At 68.8% G+C, this 20,585-nt stretch carries 24 protein-coding genes and 2 pseudogenes; 15 read left to right on the top strand and 11 right to left on the bottom strand.

Going from position 1 to position 20,585, the window contains the following annotated elements; genetic code table 11:
• Positions 1 to 58 precede the first annotated feature (58 nt).
• The 5 genes from ACWBNA_RS23995 to ACWBNA_RS23975 all read right to left on the bottom strand — a co-directional run bounded on the left by ACWBNA_RS23995 (position 59) and on the right by ACWBNA_RS23975 (position 5,144).
• Positions 59 to 1,159 carry a PDR/VanB family oxidoreductase gene (locus tag ACWBNA_RS23995; RefSeq protein WP_482706563.1) on the bottom strand — a complete coding sequence of 367 codons (1,101 nt, stop codon included), beginning with the start codon at positions 1,157 to 1,159 and terminating at the stop codon, positions 59 to 61.
• A 23-nt stretch (positions 1,160 to 1,182) separates the two neighbouring features.
• Positions 1,183 to 2,094, bottom strand: coding sequence for a metal-dependent hydrolase (locus tag ACWBNA_RS23990; RefSeq protein WP_482706562.1), 912 nt, complete (start codon positions 2,092 to 2,094; stop codon positions 1,183 to 1,185).
• 77 nt (positions 2,095 to 2,171) lie between these two features.
• The gene (locus ACWBNA_RS23985; RefSeq protein ID WP_482706561.1) at positions 2,172 to 3,095 is read right to left on the bottom strand and encodes an alpha/beta fold hydrolase; all 924 of its coding nucleotides are present in this window, start codon (positions 3,093 to 3,095) and stop codon (positions 2,172 to 2,174) included.
• Positions 3,092 to 4,228, bottom strand: coding sequence for an MBL fold metallo-hydrolase (locus tag ACWBNA_RS23980; RefSeq protein WP_482706560.1), 1,137 nt, complete (start codon positions 4,226 to 4,228; stop codon positions 3,092 to 3,094). Before ACWBNA_RS23980 ends, ACWBNA_RS23985 begins: the two co-directional genes overlap by 4 nt.
• A 4-nt stretch (positions 4,229 to 4,232) precedes the next feature.
• The gene (locus ACWBNA_RS23975) at positions 4,233 to 5,144 is read right to left on the bottom strand and encodes an SDR family oxidoreductase (protein WP_482706559.1); all 912 of its coding nucleotides are present in this window, start codon (positions 5,142 to 5,144) and stop codon (positions 4,233 to 4,235) included.
• A gap of 152 nt (positions 5,145 to 5,296) precedes the next feature.
• On the opposite strand from ACWBNA_RS23975, the gene ACWBNA_RS23970 reads away from it, so the two are divergent.
• Positions 5,297 to 5,938, top strand: coding sequence for a TetR/AcrR family transcriptional regulator (locus tag ACWBNA_RS23970; RefSeq protein WP_482706558.1), 642 nt, complete (start codon positions 5,297 to 5,299; stop codon positions 5,936 to 5,938).
• Between the two features lie 149 nt (positions 5,939 to 6,087).
• Here the strand turns inward: ACWBNA_RS23970 and ACWBNA_RS23965 are convergent, their stop codons facing one another.
• Positions 6,088 to 6,471 carry a hypothetical protein gene (locus tag ACWBNA_RS23965; RefSeq protein ID WP_482706557.1) on the bottom strand — a complete coding sequence of 128 codons (384 nt, stop codon included), beginning with the start codon at positions 6,469 to 6,471 and terminating at the stop codon, positions 6,088 to 6,090.
• A 263-nt stretch (positions 6,472 to 6,734) separates the two neighbouring features.
• On the opposite strand from ACWBNA_RS23965, the gene ACWBNA_RS23960 reads away from it, so the two are divergent.
• Both ACWBNA_RS23960 and ACWBNA_RS23955 read left to right on the top strand, forming a co-directional pair.
• Positions 6,735 to 7,340, top strand: coding sequence for an alpha-L-fucosidase (locus tag ACWBNA_RS23960; RefSeq protein WP_482706556.1), 606 nt, complete (start codon positions 6,735 to 6,737; stop codon positions 7,338 to 7,340).
• 178 nt (positions 7,341 to 7,518) lie between these two features.
• The gene (locus tag ACWBNA_RS23955; RefSeq protein WP_482706554.1) at positions 7,519 to 7,800 is read left to right on the top strand and encodes a hypothetical protein; all 282 of its coding nucleotides are present in this window, start codon (positions 7,519 to 7,521) and stop codon (positions 7,798 to 7,800) included.
• A 633-nt stretch (positions 7,801 to 8,433) separates the two neighbouring features.
• Here ACWBNA_RS23955 and ACWBNA_RS23950 read toward each other — a convergent pair.
• Positions 8,434 to 8,653: pseudogene (locus ACWBNA_RS23950) on the bottom strand (DUF6584 family protein); the annotation flags it as partial.
• A gap of 248 nt (positions 8,654 to 8,901) precedes the next feature.
• On the opposite strand from ACWBNA_RS23950, the gene ACWBNA_RS23945 reads away from it, so the two are divergent.
• The 3 genes from ACWBNA_RS23945 to ACWBNA_RS23935 all read left to right on the top strand — a co-directional run bounded on the left by ACWBNA_RS23945 (position 8,902) and on the right by ACWBNA_RS23935 (position 11,703).
• The gene (locus ACWBNA_RS23945) at positions 8,902 to 9,549 is read left to right on the top strand and encodes an RNA polymerase sigma factor (protein WP_482706553.1); all 648 of its coding nucleotides are present in this window, start codon (positions 8,902 to 8,904) and stop codon (positions 9,547 to 9,549) included.
• Complete coding sequence (locus ACWBNA_RS23940; RefSeq protein WP_482706552.1) at positions 9,546 to 10,157, top strand: hypothetical protein; 612 nt, start codon at positions 9,546 to 9,548, stop codon at positions 10,155 to 10,157. Before ACWBNA_RS23945 ends, ACWBNA_RS23940 begins: the two co-directional genes overlap by 4 nt.
• A gap of 370 nt (positions 10,158 to 10,527) precedes the next feature.
• Positions 10,528 to 11,703: an acyltransferase family protein gene (locus ACWBNA_RS23935; RefSeq protein ID WP_482706657.1), complete on the top strand. Its 1,176-nt coding sequence runs from the start codon at positions 10,528 to 10,530 to the stop codon at positions 11,701 to 11,703.
• 254 nt (positions 11,704 to 11,957) lie between these two features.
• Here the strand turns inward: ACWBNA_RS23935 and ACWBNA_RS23930 are convergent, their stop codons facing one another.
• The gene (locus ACWBNA_RS23930; RefSeq protein WP_482706551.1) at positions 11,958 to 12,839 is read right to left on the bottom strand and encodes an SPL family radical SAM protein; all 882 of its coding nucleotides are present in this window, start codon (positions 12,837 to 12,839) and stop codon (positions 11,958 to 11,960) included.
• Positions 12,840 to 13,132: 293 nt separating this feature from the next.
• Here ACWBNA_RS23930 and ACWBNA_RS23925 point away from each other — a divergent pair, with 293 nt between their 5' ends.
• The 3 genes from ACWBNA_RS23925 to ACWBNA_RS23915 all read left to right on the top strand — a co-directional run bounded on the left by ACWBNA_RS23925 (position 13,133) and on the right by ACWBNA_RS23915 (position 14,872).
• Complete coding sequence (locus tag ACWBNA_RS23925; protein ID WP_482706550.1) at positions 13,133 to 13,513, top strand: VOC family protein; 381 nt, start codon at positions 13,133 to 13,135, stop codon at positions 13,511 to 13,513.
• Positions 13,514 to 13,979: 466 nt separating this feature from the next.
• Complete coding sequence (locus ACWBNA_RS23920; RefSeq protein ID WP_482706656.1) at positions 13,980 to 14,372, top strand: nuclear transport factor 2 family protein; 393 nt, start codon at positions 13,980 to 13,982, stop codon at positions 14,370 to 14,372.
• A 74-nt stretch (positions 14,373 to 14,446) separates the two neighbouring features.
• A complete protein-coding gene (locus ACWBNA_RS23915) occupies positions 14,447 to 14,872 on the top strand; it encodes a PPOX class F420-dependent oxidoreductase (RefSeq protein WP_482706549.1) in 426 nt (141 codons plus the stop codon).
• A 71-nt stretch (positions 14,873 to 14,943) separates the two neighbouring features.
• Here the strand turns inward: ACWBNA_RS23915 and ACWBNA_RS23910 are convergent, their stop codons facing one another.
• The 3 genes from ACWBNA_RS23910 to ACWBNA_RS23900 form a co-directional block, all read right to left on the bottom strand.
• Positions 14,944 to 15,459: a MarR family winged helix-turn-helix transcriptional regulator gene (locus ACWBNA_RS23910; protein ID WP_482706548.1), complete on the bottom strand. Its 516-nt coding sequence runs from the start codon at positions 15,457 to 15,459 to the stop codon at positions 14,944 to 14,946.
• A gap of 405 nt (positions 15,460 to 15,864) precedes the next feature.
• Positions 15,865 to 16,332, bottom strand: a complete 468-nt coding sequence (locus ACWBNA_RS23905; RefSeq protein ID WP_482706547.1) for a MarR family winged helix-turn-helix transcriptional regulator — start codon at positions 16,330 to 16,332, stop codon at positions 15,865 to 15,867.
• 689 nt (positions 16,333 to 17,021) lie between these two features.
• Entirely contained in the window at positions 17,022 to 18,032 is a 1,011-nt protein-coding gene (locus ACWBNA_RS23900; RefSeq protein ID WP_482706546.1) for a helix-turn-helix domain-containing protein, read from the bottom strand.
• A gap of 187 nt (positions 18,033 to 18,219) precedes the next feature.
• Here ACWBNA_RS23900 and ACWBNA_RS23895 point away from each other — a divergent pair, with 187 nt between their 5' ends.
• From ACWBNA_RS23895 to ACWBNA_RS23870, 6 genes and pseudogenes are all read left to right on the top strand, one after another.
• Positions 18,220 to 18,603, top strand: coding sequence for an MmcQ/YjbR family DNA-binding protein (locus ACWBNA_RS23895; protein ID WP_482706545.1), 384 nt, complete (start codon positions 18,220 to 18,222; stop codon positions 18,601 to 18,603).
• 8 nt (positions 18,604 to 18,611) lie between these two features.
• Positions 18,612 to 18,974 (top strand): MmcQ/YjbR family DNA-binding protein, encoded by a 363-nt coding sequence (locus ACWBNA_RS23890; RefSeq protein WP_482706544.1) that lies wholly within the window; start codon positions 18,612 to 18,614, stop codon positions 18,972 to 18,974.
• A gap of 42 nt (positions 18,975 to 19,016) precedes the next feature.
• A complete protein-coding gene (locus ACWBNA_RS23885) occupies positions 19,017 to 19,172 on the top strand; it encodes a hypothetical protein (RefSeq protein ID WP_482706543.1) in 156 nt (51 codons plus the stop codon).
• A gap of 812 nt (positions 19,173 to 19,984) precedes the next feature.
• A pseudogene (locus tag ACWBNA_RS23880) lies at positions 19,985 to 20,146 on the top strand (5,10-methylene tetrahydromethanopterin reductase); the annotation flags it as partial.
• Entirely contained in the window at positions 20,147 to 20,290 is a 144-nt protein-coding gene (locus ACWBNA_RS23875) for a hypothetical protein (protein WP_482706542.1), read from the top strand. It abuts the pseudogene before it with no gap.
• A 52-nt stretch (positions 20,291 to 20,342) separates the two neighbouring features.
• A complete protein-coding gene (locus ACWBNA_RS23870) occupies positions 20,343 to 20,540 on the top strand; it encodes a hypothetical protein (protein ID WP_482706541.1) in 198 nt (65 codons plus the stop codon).
• Positions 20,541 to 20,585 lie beyond the last annotated feature (45 nt).

Here is a 20,585-nt window from a genome sequence, read left to right as displayed (position 1 = left end):
GGTTCAACTGGGAGGAGGTTCCGCGCGGCGACGGCCGCGCTCTATGAACGCTCCTCGCTCACACCTCCAGCACCAACCGCTCTCCTTCCGGTGCACGCGACACGCAGGGCAGCATGGCGCCGGCCGCACGTTCGGTGGCGGTGAGCCGGTGATCACGATGATCGACATGGCCATGGGCCACCCGTACCCGGCAGGTGCCGCAAAACCCCTGGCGGCAGGAGAACGGCAGGTCCGGCAGGGCCTCGTGGAGAACATCCAGGGCGGAGCGGTCGTACGGCACCGGCAGAACCCGTCCGGTGTCGCCCAGCTGAAGTTCGAAGGGACGGCCGTCCGTGATCGGGGCCGGGGCGAAACGCTCGAAGTGCAGGGCTGACGCGCGGCTACCACCGAACGCGCGCCGAACGCCGTCGATCATGGGCGCGGGCCCGCAGCAGTACACCGCACCCGCCGCCGGGCTCAAGCTCAACAGCTCGGCTGCTTCGGGCACGCCGGACTCGTCGTCAGGGCGGATGGAGACCCGGCCAGGGGCTGCGGCCGCGAGTTCGGCCAGCTCTGCCGCGAAGGGCATCGAGCCGCGGCTGCGGCCGGTGTGCACGAGCCTCCAGTCCAGCCCGCGTCGGGCGGCTTCCCGAGCCATCGGCAGGATCGGGGTGATTCCGATGCCGCCCGCGATGAGCAGGATGGACGCTTCGGCGGCGAAGGGGAAGGCGTTCCGGGGCCTGGTGACGGCGACCCGCATACCCTCTCCGAGGGCGTCGTGCACCTCGGCCGAACCGCCCCCGCCGTTGGCGATGCGGCGCACCGCGATGCGGTACCGGTACCGGTCGGCAGGGTCGCCGCACAGGGAGTACTGCCGCTTGCGGCCGGAGGGCAGGTGCAGTTCGATGTGGGCGCCGGGCTGCCAGCGCGGGAGTATCGACCCGTCGGGTGCGGCCAGCCGCAGGGAGACGACATCCTCGGCCTCCTGCTGCTTGGTGGCGACCACCAGTTCCCGGATCACGGGCATCCCGGTGGCCGGCGGGCGCCTGGGAGGAGTGCTGCGTCGCGCGAGGCGTGTGACCGCGTTGTCGCTGAAAGCCGACAGTTTCTGCATGAAGGAGTCGCTGCGCGGCCTGCCGTACAGGTCCGGCGGCCGAGTGACGGGTGTGCTGATGTCCATGGGATGCCTCACTGGTCGCCGGGTCATCGGGCAGCCGCTCGGGCAGCGGGGGACGCCGCCAGGTAGGCGACCGCCTGCTGAGTCGAGCCCTCCTGGGTCGGGTGGTAGCCGGGGCGGAAGTAGCGCAGCACCGAGCGGGCGAAGGAGCCCGGCCGGGGCAGCAGGTCCTTGCGGGCCGCTGCCAGGTAGTCGCGGAAGCGGACCTTGACCCGATCGTCGAGTTCGGGGTCGGCGCTCATCAGGAAGCGGACTCCGCGGATCCACAGCCGGGTCAGTACCGGAGCGGTGACGAGCATGCCGGCCACTCGGCGCCGGTACCGCGGATCGAGGTGCACCAGCAGGTCGAACGCGACCGAACGGTGTTCGACCTCCTCCGCGCCGTGCCAGCGGAACAGGTCGAGCATCGCGGGGTCGGCGTCGGCCCGGTCCAGGTGCCCGTTGCTGAGAATCCAGTGACCCATGTACGCGGTGAAGTGCTCGAAGGCCGCTATGAGGGCGAGCCGTTGGAGGAGGTGCGCGTGTGCGGCGGCCGGCGTCAGATGCGGCCGGTCTCCGAGCACCCTTCGGAAGATCCATTCGGACTGCAGGGTGTACGGAGCAGGGTCCAGTCCCTTGGCGAGCAGGTGCTCCAGGACCTCCTGGTGCGCCTCGGCGTGCATCGCTTCCTGGCCGATGAAGCCGCGTACGTCCTCGCGCAGCCGGTCATCGGTGATCAGTGGCAGTGCCTGCTCGAAGGTGCGCACGAACCAGCGTTCGAGTTCGGGGAGCATGAGGTGGAGCACATCGAAGGTGTGGGTCGCGAAGGGCTCACCCGGCAGCCAGTGCAGCGGGGTGGTGCCCCAGTCGAAGGTGACGTCCCGGGGTTGCAGCACCAGGTCGTGGTGGTCGATGGGCTCGGACGGACGGTGTAGGTGGGCATGTGCGGCTCGGAACATGACAGGTTCCTCCTCCGTCAGCGATCGGTGTGTGCGGAAGGGCGGTCAGGCAGTCGTCGTCCAGTACTGCTGGTCTGTCAGATCGGGTGCGCGGTGTGGTCCGGATCGCGGCGGGAGCCGTCTTCGACGCGGTCGGCGAATTCCGCGATCCGGGACGCGACCTCCTCGGGGTGGCTGAGCTGTACCCAGTGCCCGGCGTCGATCGGGCGCCGTTGTATCCGGCGCGTCCAGTGCTCCACTCCGTACGACAGCACCGGGGTGACGCAGAAGTCGCGGGTGGGGATGATGAGTTGAACAGGGACGGTGGTTGGCCGGTCCCGGGGACGCAGCAGGCGGGGGAGCATGTTGGCGCGGTACAGCGCGGTGCCGGACACGGCGTCGCGGGCCAGTGTCGGCGCGGGGTAGGGGGTGTGCCCGGGCATGCCTTGGGAGCCGGTGAGGAAGGCGCGCCAGCGGTGTCCCAGTGCTCTCCAGGTCAGGGTGGGCAGGAGCGGGAAATGGAAGTAGGCGATGTACCAGGACCGTGCGGCCTGCCGCAGCATCTTCGGCAGATCCGGATGCCGCGGCCGGAGGCGGGCCCGGATCAGGTGGCCGACGTGGTCCAGGCAGGGTCCGGAGATGGAGGTGAACGAGGCGATCCGCCCGGCCAGGCGGGTGCCGGTGACCGACTCCCAGGAGTGGATCGATCCCCAGTCGTGTCCGACCAGGTGCACCGGACGGTCGGGGCTCACGGCGTCGAGGACCGCCGCCAGGTCGGCTTCCAGACGGGACATCCGGTAGGCGCGCAGACCCCTGGGCCGGTGGGAGGCACCGGCTCCGCGCACGTCGAAGGCGGTGACGCGGAAGCGGTCGGCCAGGCGCTCGGCGACGGGGCGCCACACGGCGCTGGTGTCCGGATAGCCGTGGACCAGCACCACCGGAGGCTCCGTGGAAGCTCCCCATTGATAGGCGGCCAACTCCACGCCGTCAGCGGCGATCCGGCGGGCGGCCGGGGCGGTCATCGGCGACCACCGGCAGGGGTCAGTTCGCCGTAGTTCAGACCGCCGTGGACGAAGCTGGGCAGCACCGGCCACTGCCGCTTGAAGGGGGCCAGCTCCGAGGAGGGCAGGATCTGCAGCCAGCGCGGATCACGTCGGCTGGGGTCGGCGAGGGTCTTCTCCTTGACCATGGAGTCGTACTGGTCGAGGGAGTCCTCCAGGGTGTTGGCGTTGGGCACCACCTCATGGCCGTAGAACGCGGCGTGGCGGCGCACACCGGGGATGCGGGAGAGCTCGGGCTGCCAGTTGTCGGCCGAGATGCCGTTCTCGGAGGAGACCCACACCCCGTCGGGGGTGTTCAGCACCAGGGAGTGGTTGCCGTCCGTATGGCCAGGGGTCCACAACAGGCTGACGCCGACACCGAGTTCGACATCGCCGTCGAAGGCCGTGATGCGCTCGTCCGGTACTCCGTCCATGCCTCCGTCGACGTACCAGGCCCACTGCATCGGATGCGTCGATGCGAAGGTGCCCAGCTCCCTGCGGTGCACCAACAGCCGGGCGCGCGGGAACAGCGCTTCGCGGGGCGCCCGTTCGCCGGGAATCGTGCTGGTACTTCCCATGATCATGCGCACGTCCTGGACGTGCAGATGGTCGAAGCTGACGAAGTCCACGTCCTCGGGACGCAGACCGCAGGAGGGCAGGACGGTGTTCGGATCGTGGTAGTAACGGGCGAAGACGTGCTCGGTGAGAAAATCTCCCGCCAGCCGCTTGAGCTGGGCGTAGAACGGTGCTTGAGCCGTTCCGGCGGCGACGGTCGGCTCCCACACCAGTGTTTTCGGCTCACCGTCGAAGCCGTCGAACTGCACGACGAGCATCCGGTTGACGATGCTCACGAACGGATTGACGGCGAGCGCGGCGCCGTGGAAGCCGAACCGGGTCGGGTACGGGGCGGCGGCGATGTCGAAACTGCGGACGGCGTGGATGCGGCCCTGTTGGACGAACCGCTCACGGTAGGTGGCCGCGGCACGGCGCACGGCGCTCAGTCGGTCACCGCGGGGCCATACGTCGTGGACACCGTCGAATTCGGGGATGGGACGCAAAGCTGTGGCGTCCTGGGTCTTCTTCGCGTTGGGCGCCGGCTGGGGCGTGGTGGTCACGGGCTCATCCTTCGGGATGGCGGGCGGTCCGGGTGCGCTGCTCGTAGGCCGCGCGGACCGACCGGTCGGACAGGGCGGCGAGCTGGTCGGGGACAAGGAGGTGGTGCAGGGCGTCGCGGGCACGGCCTGGCAGCAGCGCGGCCAGTCGGGTCAGGGCGGCTATCTGGCGTGGAATGAAGACCTCGAACCGCGGGCGCAGTACGACGTCGAGCACCGCGTCGGCCACCTGATTCGTCGTCAGGCGCCGGGTGGGGCCGGTCGTGGTGCCCACGGCCAGGTCGGTGTCCACGACGCCGGGCATCACCAAGGACACGTGCACGCCGGTGCCGCGCAGTTCGGCGCGGACGGCTGTGCTGTAGCCGTGGACGGCGTGCTTCGTCGCCGCGTAGGTCGCCTCGCCGGACGGGGCGACCTTGCTGGCGGCGGAGGCGATGTTCACCACATGGCCGCGACCGCGTTTCCGCATCCTGGGGATCACGAGTTTCATCCCACGCAGTACGCCGTGCACGTTGACGTCGAACTGGCGCAGGGCGGCTTCCTCCGGTTCCTCCTCGAAGGGGCCCACCCACATGATTCCGGCGTTGTTGATCAGTACGTCGATCGGCCCCAGCCGGGTCTCGACGGTGCGCAGGAAGTCCTCGAAGGAACGTGTGTCGGTGACGTCGAGAGACAGCCCGAGCATCCGGCCACCGGGACGCGCCCCGATGGCACCAGCCGTCTCCATCGCAAGCTCCGCGTCGAGATCGCCGATCGCCACGGCGGCTCCGGCCGCGGCGAGCCGGGCCGCGACGGCCCGCCCGATTCCGCGGCCCGCCCCGGTGACCGCGATCACTCGGCCGGTCAGCGGCTGTGTGCGGGGGAGCCTGTCGCGGTCTCTTCGGCTGAACCTGTACGGGTACCTGGGCGGTGCTGCCACGGTCGAGCCCCTTCCTTGCCCTGAGCATGAGCGGAACGCCGCGCGGCGAGCGGCCCCCACGCGCTTCTGACACGATGCCATGTCAGATGAACTGACAAGCTAGAGTGTCAGTTCAGAGCACACCGGTGTCAACACCTCTGCGAAGGGGAGAAATGACCGGCACACAGACCGCCGGGCGACGCTACGGCGGACGTGACGCGGCGCAACGACAGCAGGAGCGCCGCACCCGCCTCATCCAGGCGGGCCTCGACCTGTTCGGCACGGCCGGCTACGCCTCGGTCTCCGTCAAGCAGGTGTGCGCGCATGCCGGACTGACCGAGCGCTACTTCTACGAGTCGTTCCGCGACCGCGAAGACCTTCTCGCCGGCGTCTACAACGAGCTGATCGCTACGATCACAGCCGAAACCGCGCAGGCCGCAGCCGCTGCCGCACCCGATGTCGACGCCCAGCTGCGCGCCGGCCTCGAGGTCTTCATTCGCACACTCACCAGCGACGCCCGCAAGGCCCGCCTGGTGCTCATCGAGGTCGTGGGCGCCAGCCCCCGCCTCGAAGTGCGCCGCCGTGAGGTCCTGCACGAATTCGCCGCGATGGTCGCCGCCGTCGTCGGACCGCTCCCTGGCCCGGAAGCCTCCTCCAGCCGGCTCACCATGACCGCGATGAGCCTGGTCGGCGGGGTCAACGAACTCCTCGTGGACTGGACCCTCGGCCACCAGAACGCCACCGTCGAAGAGCTGATCGACCTGTCCCACACCCTGTACATCGCGGCCCACCGAGCCATCAGCGATCGGCCCTGATCGCGCAGGCCCGGATTCCTTCGGGAGCTTTCCGCACCGGACAGCGGCCCGCGGGCCGCAGGGCCTCACGGTCAGCCCTGTGCACGTGTGCCCGTGATGCGGATGGGAACACGGGCAGGACCGCGCGTCTGTGGGAAGAGTCGGGCCCCTCAACTGAGGACGCCCGAGCGCCCGTCGACGGACGCTCTCCCGACACCATCGATCTGCTCGTCGGCCTCCTTGCCGAGGCGGACCTGTCCGGCTGGCCGTGGAACCGGCTCGACTCCCTCTATGGCAACGACGGCGTCGACACCGCCTCCGCACGGGGCGGTGACTTCGACGGCTCGGGCTACACGTTCCCGGGCGAGGAACTTCCCGCGGGCCGTGTCGAAGTCGACGGCACGCCCTTTGTCTTCCCGGCCTCGGACGCAGGCGCGAAGAACAACGTCGTCGCACTCGGCCAGCGCGTAGAACTGCCCAAAGGCTGTTACCTCTCGGCCCTCTTCCTCGCCGCGGGCAGCTACGGCAACGCCTCCGGCAAAGTCACGGTCCACTAGGCGGACGGCTCGACCACGACCGCCACCCTCGGCGGATCCGACTGGTACGCCACGGGTGGATCTCTGTCGGCGCCGTACCGCTACGCACCGGACGGCACCAAGGACGAACACCGTTTGGGAATCGGCACATCCGAGTTGTGGCTCGACCCACAGCGCGACGCCGTAGCGATCACGCTCCCGGTGACCCAACCCGGCGCAGGCGAACAAGGCGTCGCTGCACGTGTTCGCGCTGTCCCTGCAACCTGCCGCGCAGGGCCGCGTTGGCCCTGCGCGCGGCCCGGTCCACGAACTCGCTGCTGGAGTCGTCCGGCGCCCAGAGCGTCGAAGCCACCGTCGTCAACGCGGGGACGGTCTCCGTCCTGGCCGCGGACGGCGTGTCGGTAGGCGTCGAGGTTCCGGGAGCCCGCACCGTCGAGGCCGCCCGTGTCCGCCGCCTGGACCCCGGTGAGCAGGCCCGCGTCCGCGTGGGCATCCGCAACCGTGCGGGCGTCGCTTCTGGCACGGTCCGCGACGGCTCGGTGACGGTCACCGGACGCGGAACCCAAGCCGCCGCGCAGACAAGCCGGTTGACCCTCGGCGTCGCCGACTACCAGCCCACTGCGACTTCTCTCTCCGGCCACCAGGCGCCGTACTGGTTCCAGGGCGCCAAGTTCGGCATCTTCATCCACTGGGGTGTCTACTCGGTGCCGGCCTGGTCGCCGGTCGGGAAGCAGTACGCCGAGTGGTACTGGAACCACATGCAGGATCCTCAGAACGCCGTCTACGGGTACCACCGCGAGAAGTACGGCGAGAACTTCGCCTACGACGACTTCATCCCGATGTTCACGGCGACGGGTTGGCCAACAGCGCCTTCCCCGGCACGGTAGCGAGGTACTGACATGCGCCGCGCCCTTCTCACACCGCTGCTGGCGCTATTCCCTGACCGGATGCTCACTCCTCGGCCACGACACGCCGTGCACCGGAGTCGACGCGGACTCGCAGGTCGCCGTCGCATGGCAGCCCGCCGACTTCGGCGGCCGGGACGAGGCAAAGATCCGGTTGTGCGTGGACGACACCTGCGAGGAGCGGACATCGGGCAGCCCCGACGACCCGTTCGCCTCACTGTCGGTCCAACTCCCTGACGACGTCGGTGCGTCCACTGTGCCGCTACGGTTCACCGTGACCTCCGCCAAGAGCGGTGACACGGTCGTCGAGGACAGCACCCGGGCCATGCTGACGGAGCAGCACCCCAACGGCACGTCCTGCCCACCCACCACGGGGACGGCGACATTCCGCGCCCACCCCGACAAGGGCCTCACCTCCCCCGAGGGCATGAAACTCCAGTAAGCCAGTAAGCCCATCCCACTACGCGAGCGCCCGTCCCTCCGGCACCACCGGGGGGCGGGCGCTCGCGCCCGTTCTCCCGCCGCGTCATCGGCTGGTCCGCCTCCGCAACCCCAAGGAGCGTCCCTGTCCGCCGATTTGGCCCGGCCACGAGGTCCGCCTCGGTCCAGGTGAAGTACGCGAGGTGCACCCGCCAGACGTGCTGCGCACATGCCTGGGGAAGGCACCTTCCCGGCTGCCGGCCACGACGTGCGCCGGCCATCGCGGAACCGCTCGCCCACTTGTCCTACGCCCCGCGTTACCAGGAGTTCCTCGACGGCATCGAACCGTCCGAGAAGGTCTACCACCTCGGCGATCCCGTCGCCGTCATCCGTCATGCCCTGAGGTGTGCGAGCGTGCCATACCCGCACTTCGAAGCGCAGAACCTTCGATCAGGCCCTGCATGAATGCCTCGCTCGCGCGGCTGTTGGTCCTGACGAGGACCCATGTCAGATCGCCTTCGCATTGCGATCGCTGATACCTGGCTCCGTCGACCGCTGACGACCAGGTCTCCGAAGACAGCGGCACGGTGGGTGCCGAAGGCCCGGCTGTCGTGGGATGACCCGGAGCCTTCCGGCGCAGGACGGCGCAGCGGAAGTCCTCTTCGACATACATCCAGCGACCTGTCTCCGCGACTCGCCGTACAGCCGGTACATCTCGGCCAGGCGGCGACGAAGCGTCAGGTCGTTGGGGAAGGACGACACCAGACCGCCCGCAGGCGCTGGCGCGCCATGGAGTTCCGGCCGGCAGCCGGGTCCGCGTCGACTCGCGATCTGTCCAAGGCATGCGTCCATGATCTGTCAGTGCGGTGCGGCATCGTGGCCTCGCAGCTCGCAGCTCGAATCCGGCTCCTCGCGTCGGTGGTGAGTGCCTCCACCTCGGCCCCCGTACCTCCTGAGGAACCGATCGACCTCTTGGCCGCAGGCAGAACGTACGCCGGTGGTCTCGCGTTCGCTCTGTAACGCTTTTCGCGCCTCCCTCCAAGAACAGGTGAAGTGCCTTTGAGAACTCCGGTGGACCTCGACAAAGAGGAGGCCGGGAAGCCTCCGACGAGAAGGAGACCCTGTGGATGGCGCGGAACGGTTACGGGGTGGGCCCGCCGCGGCGGTACGTGACCCGCAGCTCTTCGAGGAGTTCTATCGGCGCCACGTGGACGCGGTGATGCGTTTCGTGGCCCGGCGCGTCGACGACCCGCACACCGCGGCCGACCTGACGGCCGAGATCTTCATCGCCGTCCTCGACTCGGCCCACTCCTACCGGCCGCGCCTCGGCAGTGAGACGGCCTGGCTGTATGGCATCGCGCGCAACGTGGTGTCGTCGGAGCGCCGCCGGGTCGCCCGGGAGGCCGAACGCGATCTGCGCTTCGCCGGGCGGCGCTTGCTGGAGACCGACGACATCGTCCGCATCGAGGACAAGCTCGACGCGGAGAGCCCGGGGCGGCGCGTCCTGGCAGCGCTGGCGAGGCTTCCCGAGGGGGAGCGGGCCGTCATGGAACTGATCGCGGTCGATCAGCTCACGGTCACGGAGGCGGCTGCCGCGCTGGGCATCCGCCAGGTCACGGCCCGCGTCCGACTGCACCGGGCGCGCAAGGCCCTGCGGGCGGAGACGGACTGTCAGGCCGCGGAGGCGGATCCCGCGACCGCGCAGGCAAGTTCCACGGGAGCGGAGATGCCGGACGCGTCGCTGTCGTACGTCATTGGGGGAGAGGCATGAACACGGGGACAACGTTCGAGGACCGCCTCCTGGACGAGTTGAAGAAGGAGATCGAGCTGCGCGAGGCCGGAGGATGCGGCACCGAGCCGGCTGAGGTCGGAACGGGCCAGGCCAAGGCGAAGACTTCCGTGCGCAGTCTGTTGACCGTGCGCCGGATCGCGGTCGTTGCGGCGGTCTGCGCAATGGCCTGGCTGGCCGCCGGGGCCGTGCCCGGGCCGTCGGCCGACTCGAGGGCGTACGCCGTGGAACGCCATGGCGACGGCAGCGTCACGCTCACCGTCAAGGACCAGACCATCGGGGTCGAGGCCCAGCGAGAACTCGCGGGGAAGGTGCGCCCGTGGGGCATCGAGGTGACCATTGACGTGCTCGCTCCCGGCTACGTCTGCGAGCGCAGCAAGGTCACTCCGCTCGTGGCGGTTGACCGGCAGGGCAACCCTGTACCTCTCATCCCCATCAAGGCCAGCTGGGACATGACCCTCCGCCGGGGCAACGTGCTGGCCTTCGAGAACACCAAGGGCGACTCCCGACCCCGCGCGGTCGAGTTGTACCGGACCAAGAGCGAGGCCGAGCCCTGCGTTCCGCTGAAAGTTGCCTTGCCGCGCAACTAGTCGACGGTAGGGGCACTTCGCAGCACGGGCGATGGAAGGGGAACGGTCAACTCGCCGCCCATCGCCCTCACTTGGCCTGGGTGTAAACACTGGCACCTCTAGGGGATCGCGGCGTAGACGGTTTCATCAGCCATGTCCTGAACCCGCCTCGCCACCCTGCGGCCGCATCTTCGACGGCCGGGTCAAGGACTTCGCGACCACCTGCGCCCCGTTCTGACCACACCGACCCGCGGTCTCGGAATCAGCGCAACGAGCGCCTCAGCACCGGACCCGTCGAAGCCACAGAACGCCCCTCCATCCCCCTCACCAGAAAGTCACCGCCGTGACACCACGACTACCCGCTTCCACCGTGCCGACCGGTCTGTCGCGGTTGGGCTGGCTGGACGCGCTGCGTGGCATCGCGGCACTCGTCGTGGTGTTCGACCACTCGTCGTACACCTTCATGGCGGAGTTCCGACGGGAGCTGATGCCGGAATTCAGCACGAGCCGGTACGGCATCATGGTGTTCTTCCTGGTGAGCGGCTACATCATTCCCGCTTCGCTGGAGCGCCGGGGCTGCGTCCGGACATTCTGGATCGGACGGATCTTCCGTGTGTACCCGTTGTGGGCGGCCATCGTGACCGTGGTCCTTGCCCTTCATATGGGGGGCGTCGCAGACATTCGCGATGTGAGGGGTCACAGCGCGGCCACGGTGGCTGTCGCGCACGTCACCATGCTCCAAGAGCTGCTGGGGACACCCAATCTCCTGCTCATCCTGTGGACACTCTCGTACGAGATGGCCTTCTATCTGCTGGTCGTCGCGCTCTTCACCGTCCGCCTTCACCAGCGGTCGGCGACGGTCGCCGTCACTCTGGCCGTGCTCGCCGCCGCGAGCGTGACGGCAGGGATCGGGCTGCCGGTTTCCGCCCTCTCGGACATGGTCGGCACCGGCCCGCTCGTCGTGTTCACCTCGGTCGCCATGGTGGCCGCCCTCTGCCGTGCGAGTGCCAGGTCAGCTGTGCTTCGCGTGTTGGGGGGCATGCTGGGCGGGGTGCTGGCCCTCGTCCTGGTTTTGCTCAACGGCACGGTCCCCCTGTGGGAGGGCTTGGTGATCCTCGCCGTGATGTTTCTCGGCACGGCCGCCTACCGTGCCGAGCACGGGCAGAGCACCTGGCGGTGCGCTGCCCTCACGGGTGTCGTCCTGGTGGCCTGCGCCGTGGGCAGTGCGTACCGGTACGGCGACGGCTCCCACTTCACCCGACGCGGATGGATCGTGGCGTTCTTGCTGGCCGTGGTCACCTTCGGCACCGGACTGGCGTCACGCCGTCGGCAGATACCGCGCCCGCTGATCGGACTGGGCACTGTCAGCTACTCGGTCTACCTGGTGCATCCGGTGCCGCTGGCGGTGATCGACCACACGATCGGCCGGTGGCGGCAGGACCAACTCGTACTCGAAGCGGCATTCTTCGCTCTGCTGCTGCCGTTGTGCGTGCTGACCCACCGTTGCATCGAGGCTCCCGGCCAAGCATGGGGCCGGAAGTTGGCACGTCGCGTGCAACCGCCCTGACGAGCACTCATGCCAGATCGCCTTCGCCTTGCGACTGCTGGTACCTGGCGCCGTCGGCGTCTGACGGCCAGGTCTGCGAAGTCAGCGGCACGGTGGGTGCCGAAGGCCCAGCTGCCCTGGGACGACCCGGAGCCTTCGGCGCAGCCCGAGCAGCAGAAGCCGGGCAAGCTGGGGCGGCATGCGGCTCGGACGGGGTGCATCGTGTGGACTGCCCGACGCCATCGCCTGACCTTCCCGCTCGGACGCCGATGCGCTCACGCGGAGCCCGCCAGCCTCTGCCGCAAGGCGTCGTTGTCGTCGTGGTGGACGACCTCGTCGAAGCGCAGCCGCATCCCATGCTTGGCGAGGAGGTCCGCCACGATCGCGTCGAGCCGTTCGCGGTGTTCCGTGGTGCGGGCCTGTACGTACGCCTCGCGCACCTCGTCGGGTTCGTCGGCAAGGACCTGGTCCATGCGCTCGCGGATGTACCGCTTGAGATTGATGTGTTCCATGAACACCTCGGTGACGCCGGCTTCGACGAGCTGCCCGAAGAGGTGGTCGAGGAGTTCGGGCTGGGTCGCGAAGTGGGGCAGGAGCGGGCCGACGAAGGCGAAGGTGGGGATGCCGGCTTCGCGGAGTTCCGCGAGGGTGCGCAGGCGGCGGGTGGCGAGCGGGGCGCGTACCTCCAGCCAGCGGCCGACCTTGTCGTCCGCAGTGGTTACGGTCATGCCGACCTCGGCCCGGGGCAGGCTGGTGAGCAGGTCGATGTCGCGGGTGACGACCGGCGACTTGGTCAGGATGCGGACCAGGCCCGGGTACTCGACCGTCTTCAGCTCGCGCAGGATGCCGCGGGTGAGCCGGTACTTCGTCTCGTGGCCCTGGTAGGGGTCGGTGACTGAGCTGAGCAGCATCGTGCCGCGGCGCTTGTGCTCGGGCATCTTGGCCAGCTCCTTGCGGGCCAGGTCGACGGCGTTCTTCTTCACGTACAGGTAGTCGCCCCACTCCTTGGCCGACCGGCCGAACTGCCGTCCCGCGAAGGACGCGAAGCAGTACGCACAGCCGAACACGCAGCCGGTGTAGGGGTTGATGACGTAGTCGTTCGACGGGGTGCTCGACCTCTGGATCAGGGTCTTCGCCTCGATCTCGACGGGTTCCATGACGGGTTCCTCTCGGCTGTCGGCCGCTGCCACCAGGGCGGCAGGGCCCTCCTGCTGTCCGCGGGCCAGGTGACTCTGGTCGTCGGGCAGACCTGCATCACGCAGAACAATAATCCCTGGAAGTTGATTCCATGGAATCTAAATGGTTTGCTGGACCGCAGCTGATCCAGGGCGCCTGGCCGCTTGCCCCAGCAGGTCGGCCTGGATCCGTCCCGCCTGAAAGCAGCCGTCCGGATGCAACCCGTCCCAGAGGGTGATCTTCATCCCGTATGGGGCTGTAAGGAGTGAGTGTCATGACCGTTCCCGCCCTGCACTCGGTCGCCTGGTTCGAGTTCGGCACCGAGCAGCCGGAGAAGGTCAAGGAGTTCTACGGCGAGCTCTTCGACTGGAGGTACGTCCTCAACACCAACACCCCGGGCGTCACCTACCACTCGGTGATGACGCCGGGCGCCCAGCAGCCGACGGGCGGCGTGTGGGAGTCGGAGGGCCAGTTCGCCAACTACGCGATCTTCTACGTCCTCGTCCAGGACGTCGCCGCGACCGTCGAGCGCGCCGGAGAACTGGGCGCCAAGGTGCTCATGGAGCCTTCCTCCGACTCCGCGGGCTTCACCTTCGCCCGGCTGCAGGACACGGCAGGAAGCCACTTCGGCGTGTTCTCCGTACCCGCTCCGTGACCGGAAGCTCAAGCGGCCCGACGGCGGCACCGCCACCGTCACCGGCCTGCCCGCCCGGCACAGCCCTGCCGGCTGTGAACCGGTCACCGGCGACCTCGTCGGCCTCGTGCTCACCTCCGACGACCTGCCCTCCGTCTATGTCAGTGGCGACAACGCCGCCCTGGAGCGCATCGAGGAGATCACCGAGAAGTTCGCCCCGGTGGACACCGCGATCCCCTTCCTCGGCGGTGCCCGGATGGCCTTCGCCTTCGATGGCGCCCTGCTCACCCTCGACGGCGCTCAGGGTGCCGAGGTCCGAAGCTGCTCGGCGCCCGCCGGGTCGTCCCCGCCCACTTCGACAGCTGGGCCCCCTGCAAGGAAGGCCGCCACGAGATCGAGGCCGCGTCCACCGACGCCGGCCTGGCCGAACGCCTCGACTTCGCCCGATAGCCACCACCGCGCACAAACAACCCGTGGAGCAAGCACCATGACCCGCACGAACATCGATATCGCCCGCACCTACTTCCAGGCCGTACAGACGGGAGACATGGCCGCCCTCGGCGAACTCCTCGACGAGGCGATCGTCTGGCACCAGCCCGGCGCCAACCAGTTCTCCGGCGAGCACAAGGGCCAGGGCGCCGTCTTCCAGATGCTCGGCAGCATGATGGAAACCAGCCGGGGCACCTTCGCCATCGACACGATCCACACCCTCATGGCCAACGGCGACCTGGTCGCCGCCACCATCCACTTCAACGGCCGCCACGACGACGCCTCGATGAGCATGGACGGCGTCGACCTGCTGCGCATCGAGAACGGCAAGATCACCGAGATGTGGCTCTTCTCCGGCGACCCGGCCGCTGAAGACGCCTTCTGGGGCTGAACCTCCGGGTGTCCGAGGCAGATTCGGCCTCGGACACCCACGAGCCGATCCGCACGAATGCGAAAGGCACCCACATGCGGAAGATGACCGAGCAGCAGTGGCGGGCGTTTGTGACGCACGGCACGCGCACCGGCAAGCTGTCCACCGTCCGCGCCGACGGCAGCCCCCATGTCACACCGGTCTGGTTCCTCCTCGACGGCGACGACATCGTGCTCACCACCGAGAAGAACGGCGTCAAGGGCCGCAACCTCGCCCGCGACGGGCGGTTCGTCCTCTGCGTCGACGAGGACCGGCCACCGTACGCATTCGTCCTGCTCCAAGGACGAGCCGAGATCTCCGAGGACCCCGACGACATGCTGCGCCGGGGTGGTCTCCTCGGCGCCCGCTACATGGGTGACGACCGCGCCGAGGAGTACGGCGCACGCAATGGCGGCCCCGGCAACCTTCTTGTCCGCGGCCGCATCGACAAGGTCATCGCGTTCGACGGCATCGCCGACTGACCCGTGCGCTGATGGGGCCGGCGCCCGGCCTCGGCCTCATCAGCACAAGGGGCTTTCTGAGGCGTGACAGCTCACGGTGCCGACCGGCCCGGCTGCTTCGGCGCCCGCATACCCGGCACTGGTGTTTGTCCTGCGGCCTTCCGCTCCGCATCCAGGGCGCGTCCGGCCGTCCGCAGTGTGCTGAGGACCTCCGTCAACTCGCGCACGGACTTCCCAGGAATGACCGCCCCGATCCGCAGTTCCAGTTCGTCCTCGAAGACCTTCAGCGCCCCGTCCACGAGCTTCCGCCCCTTGGTCGTCAGCTCGACGATCGAGGAACGGCGGTCGTTCGGATTGGCCCGCCGCTCACACAGGCCCGCCGCCTCCAGACGGTCGACGACCTTGCTCGTGCCGCCCACCGTGATCGAGAACTCCTCCGCGATGTCCTGGATCCGCCGCCCGGGCCGCTGCAGCAGCAGGTGCAGTACTTCGAACGAGGTCAGCGGTAGGTCATACGCGGCCCGCATCCGACCTTCGATGCCGTTCCACAGCTCGATCTCCAGCGAGACCAGCTCCCGGTAGAGCAGCTTCAGGTCAGCGTCAGCCATCACTCATCTTCCGAAGAATTATCTTCCCTGGATGTTTAATTGTAGGTCATTCGCCAGCAACGCCCTGCGGCAAGAGGTGGAGCGCGCGTGGCTCGAACGGGAGGCCACCGCCGTCAACGACCCGACCTTCATGGAACAGGCCGAGGCTCTCAAGGTCCTGGGCCGGATCGAGGACCGCCTCACACGGGCCGCGGTACAACGTGACGGAGGTACCGCACGAGGGAACCGGAGCCGCCATGCGTATCGGAACTCCGCCGTCCGCCGCCTGGGTGCGGGATGGCGGGCGCTGTCGGGGCAGGACGAGGGGCCAGGAGCCGTCCGACGACCGTGGCGGCTGCCCATGGCTTCGCGGCCCAGGGCAGTCTCACGACGCCTTTGCCGGCAGGTAGCAGTGCGATCGGCCGCTCAGGCGGGGTCCTCGTCCAGCTTTGCCACCACTCGCTCGGAGATGTCGGCCAGCGTCCGCAGTTCCGCTGGGGTGACATGGTCCAGGAACAGCTCCCGCACCGCCTCCACATGCAGCGGAGCCGCCGCCTCGATCGCCGCCCGCCCGGCGTCCGTGATCACCACGAAGGCTCCCCGCGCGTCCTCGGGGCACTCCTCGCGGATCACCAGCCCCCGACCGGCCATCCGCGCGATGTGGTGGGACATGCGACTCTTCTCCCACTCGAGCGCCCGGCCCAGGTCCTGGTAACGCTGCCGGCCGTCCGGCACGTCCGTCAGATTGACCAGCACGCCGAAATCCGCGGCCGAGAGCTTGGACTCACTCTGCAACATGCGTGCCAGACGGCCCCCCAGCCGCTCATGCAACCGGACAAACCCCCGCCAGGCGTGCTGCTCCTCCGGCGTCAACCACCGCACCTCTTCATCCATGTCAGCGAGTGTAGATGAGTTGACGGGTCACCCATTTGCGCGAGGTCAACCCCTCGGCCATGACGTCTCCGTGGTCAGGCGTACCGAGGCGTCCACTGCGTCGCCGAGACCGCGGCACGCAGCTCGGCCTCCGGTGGCCGTGGGTGCGACGTCGCCCTCCACCGCAGCCTTGGTCGCGGCCGGTGCGGATCTCGCGGGCCGCGTCCCGCGTGCCCACCAGTGGTAGCGGCAGCGAGATCGCTCCGTCCGGGCCCGCCCGCACCGCGCACTCCCCAACGGCCCGCGCCGTCGCCATCATCGTGCGGCCGGTCACCCGGGAGGTGTGGCCGGCGGCCACGGCCAGTCCGACGGCGATGTAAGAGATGACATCCACCGGCGCACCCCCTTCGGCCACGGTCTTGGTCAGCTGCCGACGAAGCCGTTTGTCGTGACGCTCGAACTTCTCGCAGGCCTACCGCGCCCCGAGGTGAGTGAGGCCCTACAGCGAGTTGGTGGACCACGGCACCTCGTGCTGTCCGGACCGTTCAGCGACGGGCGCGGCGGTAGGGCCATCCATCCTGCGGGGTGACTCGCTCGAAACAGCCCAGGACCTCAACCGGTATCTACGTCGTCGACCCGCAGACGGAGAGACGAGGGAGAGGACAACTCAGTGTTTTGGGATGTCCACCGTGTCCACAGGCGGGAGAGTCTCAGGGATCCGGGGTGGCCTGACGAGCCGCGTAGGCGGCGGGTGTGAGGCCCGTGTGGTGCCGGAAGAAGCGGCCGAAGTTGGCCGTGTCGGTGAAGCCGAGGTGGTCGGCGACCGCGCGGGCGGTCCACTGGGCGTGGCCGAGGAGGCGGCGTGCTTCGAGCAGGCGGCGCTGGTCGATGGCCTGCCGTGCTCCGGTGCCGACGGCGGCCCGGGCGGCGCGGCTGAGGGTGCGTACGGAACAGCCGAGCAGCCGGGCGTAGTCGTCGACGTGGTGCAGTTCGCGGAAGTGCAGCTCCAGGGCGTCCAGGAATCGTTCGTAGGGCGGCCGTCGTTTTGAGGTGCCGCCCGGGGGAGTGGCTGTGGCGGCGACCGGAGTTGGTGTGACGTCCGGTGAGTGGGCGAGGCGGAGCAGCAGGGCTTCGAGGAGGCTGCACCGCAGGGCGTGATGCGCTGTGAGCGGACGACGCCCCAACGCACGGTGCTCGTCCAGGAGTTGGAAAGCGGTCTGCTCCAGCCAGGGGGCGTCGTCGGGATGCGGGGTCAGTACGGCGGGGGCGTCGTGCGAGGTGACGGGAGCCAGCTGACGGGCGATGTCGGGCCGGAGCGCCTCGGGTTCGAACAGGATGAAGGGGCCACGGGCGGTGCCGGGGTCGTGCCAGCACTGCACGTGCCCGGGGCGCACCCACAGCCACTGGCCGGGAGCGACGGTGCGTGTGACGTGATCGACATCGTGCTGCAGTTGACCCTCCGTGACGAGGATCAGGTAGTGGAAGGTGGCACGGCCCGGACGAGGCGGATTCCACGGCCAGTCGTCGTGGTCGGTATGGAAGTCCTCGACGGTGGTCACTTCCAGACCGTACGGCGTACCGACCGGGGGCTGGAAGCCGTACAACGGGACGCACGCGGACTGGGACTCGGGCTCTGCGCCTGCGGCGGAGTCGGGCCGCGAGACGAAGAGGGCGGCGGAACCCTGCTCCCGTCCCTGCGGGTGTCGCCTGTCGACCATCATGTGTCCGCAGTTTACCGGCCGCATGGTCGGCGGCAGGGAAAGGATGGTGGTGCGGCCCGCGCGTGTGCGTGCTCGCCGCCACGATCGTGTTGCCGGCACCGCTGTTCGTAATGATCACGTCGGAAACGGCACATGGTGCCCCGTACCGCCGGTCGGGGCGTTCGGATCGATGGAGGAGATGATGACGATGGACGGAGAGACGCTGCAGAAGACCGCGGCTGAATGGGCCGAGGAACTGCCCGGGGCCGGACTGGAGCACCCCTTCGGGCCCGAGTGGGAGGTGTACAAGGTGCGCGGCAAGGTCTTCATGCTCATGACTCAGGTGACCGGTGAGCCCATGGTGATTCTCAAATCGGCGCCGGACGAGGCGGCCTCCCTGCGTCGCGAGCACGCGGAGATCACCCCTGGCTACCACATGAACAAGAAGCACTGGATCACGCTGGAGGGCGGGAACACGATCGACGAGACGCTGGTGAAGGAGCTCGTGACCGACTCCTATCGGCTTGTCGTGAGCGGGCTCGCCAAGTCCCAGCAGCCCGTCGACCCGCACACCTACGGCCTCCGCGGCTGACCTCCGGCATGTCCTTCAGCGGCACGAAGCTCCAGGACACCGCGCGCCACACCGCACTCGCGCTCCCGGGAGTCAGCCACGGGCGCCCGTTCACCGAGCAGTTGGACGTCTACAAGGTGGCGGGCAAGGTCTTCCTGATCCTCACCGACGACCCGGACGAACTCATCGTCACCCTCAAGGCGGAACCGGAGTACGGGCGGCTGCTGCAAGACCAGTACCCGTCGCTCACTCCCGGTCGCTATCTCGACAAGCGGCACTGGATCTCCGTAGGAGCCGGCCGGGGCGTTACGGCGGACCTGGTCGCCGAACTCGTCGACCACTCCTACCACCTCGTCCTGGAGACGATTCCGCGCAACCGCCGTCCCGGATGACCAACAGCCGACCGACCGACCGGCCACGGACAAGGACGCCCCATGCACAGCATGTCGACCGATGAATGGCACGCCTTTGTCACCCTCGGGGCGCCCACCCGACGGTTCGCCATCGTCGGGGCAGGAGGCACGCCCAACATCACCCCCGTCTGGTACGTCTTCGACGGCGAGGCGTCCCGTTCACCATGGGAAGTGTGACGGCCAAGGCCCGCAACCTGCGGCGCGACCCCCGCGCAACCTGTGCATCGCCGACGAGGCGCCGGCCTTCGCCTACGTCGAAGCGCGTGGCGAGGTGACCCTCATCGAGTGTCGATGTCCGGCCGCGGTCTTCGTCGGTGAGCACAGTGACTTCGTCGACGGCGAGCGGTGAATCGCCTCGGCCATCGACGACTGCCGGCTGTTCCTCTACACCGGGAAGAACAGAACGACCACTTGCTGGCGTTCAGGAACCCGGTCAAGTTCAATGCCCACCTGCACGGCTTCCTCAGCGTGTAGGACCTACCGCACAAGGGGCACTCAGACCTCGGCCCCCTGAAGCGCGGATCTGCCCAGGGCCGGAAGCGCGGCACGGAACCGTCAGGGCAGGACAGGTCGCGCCGCGCTTCCGGGGCTGAGGTCGCTCCCAGGGCGGTAGATCGTCGCAGTCGGTTCGAAGTCGTCCACCGCTGACTTCCAGGTGCTGATCCATCCGACCGAGGCGTTCGGGTCATCGCAGCGGGTCGAGAGGCGAGCGAAGCGGCCGCTCCGCTCCATGTCGTGGCGGTACGTGCGCGGTTCCTCGACCAAGTCACCATGCGGAGCTGCGACGCCGGCCCGGATCTCCGAGCGGGTGGTCGAATGGCTGGACAAGGAGCCGTTGTGACCGGGACGCGGTCTGCGGCCGTGGCAGGGGCGGTCGGGGACGGTGCCCAGGAGGGCAGGCTCAGATGGCCAGTCCGAGTGTGACGGCGGTCGCCGCGGAGAGCAGCGCGAGGATGATGGGGGCCAAGGCGTTTCCGCGGGTGGCGGGGTTGGAGCAGATCGACATGCTCGGTGCGGACGTGGTCCCGGTGCTGCGCAAGGAGTTCGCCGTCGGCCGACCGGCCGATGTGCCCGACGCCCCCACCCCTGACTGGCTGCTGTCCGCCCGCGGCCCTGGCCTCACGCAGGAGTCGGCAGGGAGTTCGGACTGAATGACCGGCAACTTCGACAGCTTCGGCAACTTCAACGACCGCCAAGCGCAGGACGGAGTCGCGCCTGACCGTTGGGCCGGTGCCCTGCACTTGTTCGACAACGGCATCGGCCTGCCGCATGAGGAGAGCGTCGCCGAACGCTGAGAGAGGGCTCAACTGCGCTTCGAGGTTTGACGCCGTCGCCTGGAGCCGGCAAGTGCTGTCCTCCCGGCAGGCCCAGGAATCCCTCGCGGGCGCCCTGCTCGGCGACGGGACCGGCGCCACCTCTGCGGGGGAGGCGCTGGTGGAGCCGGCCGAGGGTCGCTCACGTGGTCTGACCGATGAACAGCTCGTCGAACACCGATCGGGGACCTTCCGGCAGGCACGGGCCGTCGGTCTCGACACCGCAGGCTGATTCACCTACCTGCCAGTACGTCGAAATTGAGACACAGGGAACTCG

The organism is Streptomyces sp. Q2, from assembly GCF_056820935.1.
The sequence above is the reverse complement of the archived record's forward strand: the minus strand, read 5'-3'. Positions and strand labels throughout refer to the sequence as shown.

What these genes read in the sequence shown, in the direction of transcription:
- ACWBNA_RS23995 (WP_482706563.1), bottom strand. Translation starts at nt 1,159, where the DNA reads ATGGACATCAGCACACCCGTCACTCGGCCGCCGGACCTGTACGGCAGG.
- ACWBNA_RS23990 (WP_482706562.1), bottom strand. Translation starts at nt 2,094, where the DNA reads ATGTTCCGAGCCGCACATGCCCACCTACACCGTCCGTCCGAGCCCATC.
- ACWBNA_RS23985 (WP_482706561.1), bottom strand. Translation starts at nt 3,095, where the DNA reads ATGACCGCCCCGGCCGCCCGCCGGATCGCCGCTGACGGCGTGGAGTTG.
- ACWBNA_RS23970 (WP_482706558.1), top strand. Translation starts at nt 5,297, where the DNA reads ATGACCGGCACACAGACCGCCGGGCGACGCTACGGCGGACGTGACGCG.
- ACWBNA_RS23940 (WP_482706552.1), top strand. Translation starts at nt 9,546, where the DNA reads ATGAACACGGGGACAACGTTCGAGGACCGCCTCCTGGACGAGTTGAAG.
- ACWBNA_RS23930 (WP_482706551.1), bottom strand. Translation starts at nt 12,839, where the DNA reads ATGGAACCCGTCGAGATCGAGGCGAAGACCCTGATCCAGAGGTCGAGC.
- ACWBNA_RS23925 (WP_482706550.1), top strand. Translation starts at nt 13,133, where the DNA reads ATGACCGTTCCCGCCCTGCACTCGGTCGCCTGGTTCGAGTTCGGCACC.
- ACWBNA_RS23920 (WP_482706656.1), top strand. Translation starts at nt 13,980, where the DNA reads ATGACCCGCACGAACATCGATATCGCCCGCACCTACTTCCAGGCCGTA.
- ACWBNA_RS23915 (WP_482706549.1), top strand. Translation starts at nt 14,447, where the DNA reads ATGCGGAAGATGACCGAGCAGCAGTGGCGGGCGTTTGTGACGCACGGC.
- ACWBNA_RS23910 (WP_482706548.1), bottom strand. Translation starts at nt 15,459, where the DNA reads ATGGCTGACGCTGACCTGAAGCTGCTCTACCGGGAGCTGGTCTCGCTG.
- ACWBNA_RS23905 (WP_482706547.1), bottom strand. Translation starts at nt 16,332, where the DNA reads ATGGATGAAGAGGTGCGGTGGTTGACGCCGGAGGAGCAGCACGCCTGG.
- ACWBNA_RS23900 (WP_482706546.1), bottom strand. Translation starts at nt 18,032, where the DNA reads ATGATGGTCGACAGGCGACACCCGCAGGGACGGGAGCAGGGTTCCGCC.
- ACWBNA_RS23895 (WP_482706545.1), top strand. Translation starts at nt 18,220, where the DNA reads ATGGACGGAGAGACGCTGCAGAAGACCGCGGCTGAATGGGCCGAGGAA.
- ACWBNA_RS23890 (WP_482706544.1), top strand. Translation starts at nt 18,612, where the DNA reads ATGTCCTTCAGCGGCACGAAGCTCCAGGACACCGCGCGCCACACCGCA.
- ACWBNA_RS23885 (WP_482706543.1), top strand. Translation starts at nt 19,017, where the DNA reads ATGCACAGCATGTCGACCGATGAATGGCACGCCTTTGTCACCCTCGGG.
- ACWBNA_RS23875 (WP_482706542.1), top strand. Translation starts at nt 20,147, where the DNA reads ATGACCGGCAACTTCGACAGCTTCGGCAACTTCAACGACCGCCAAGCG.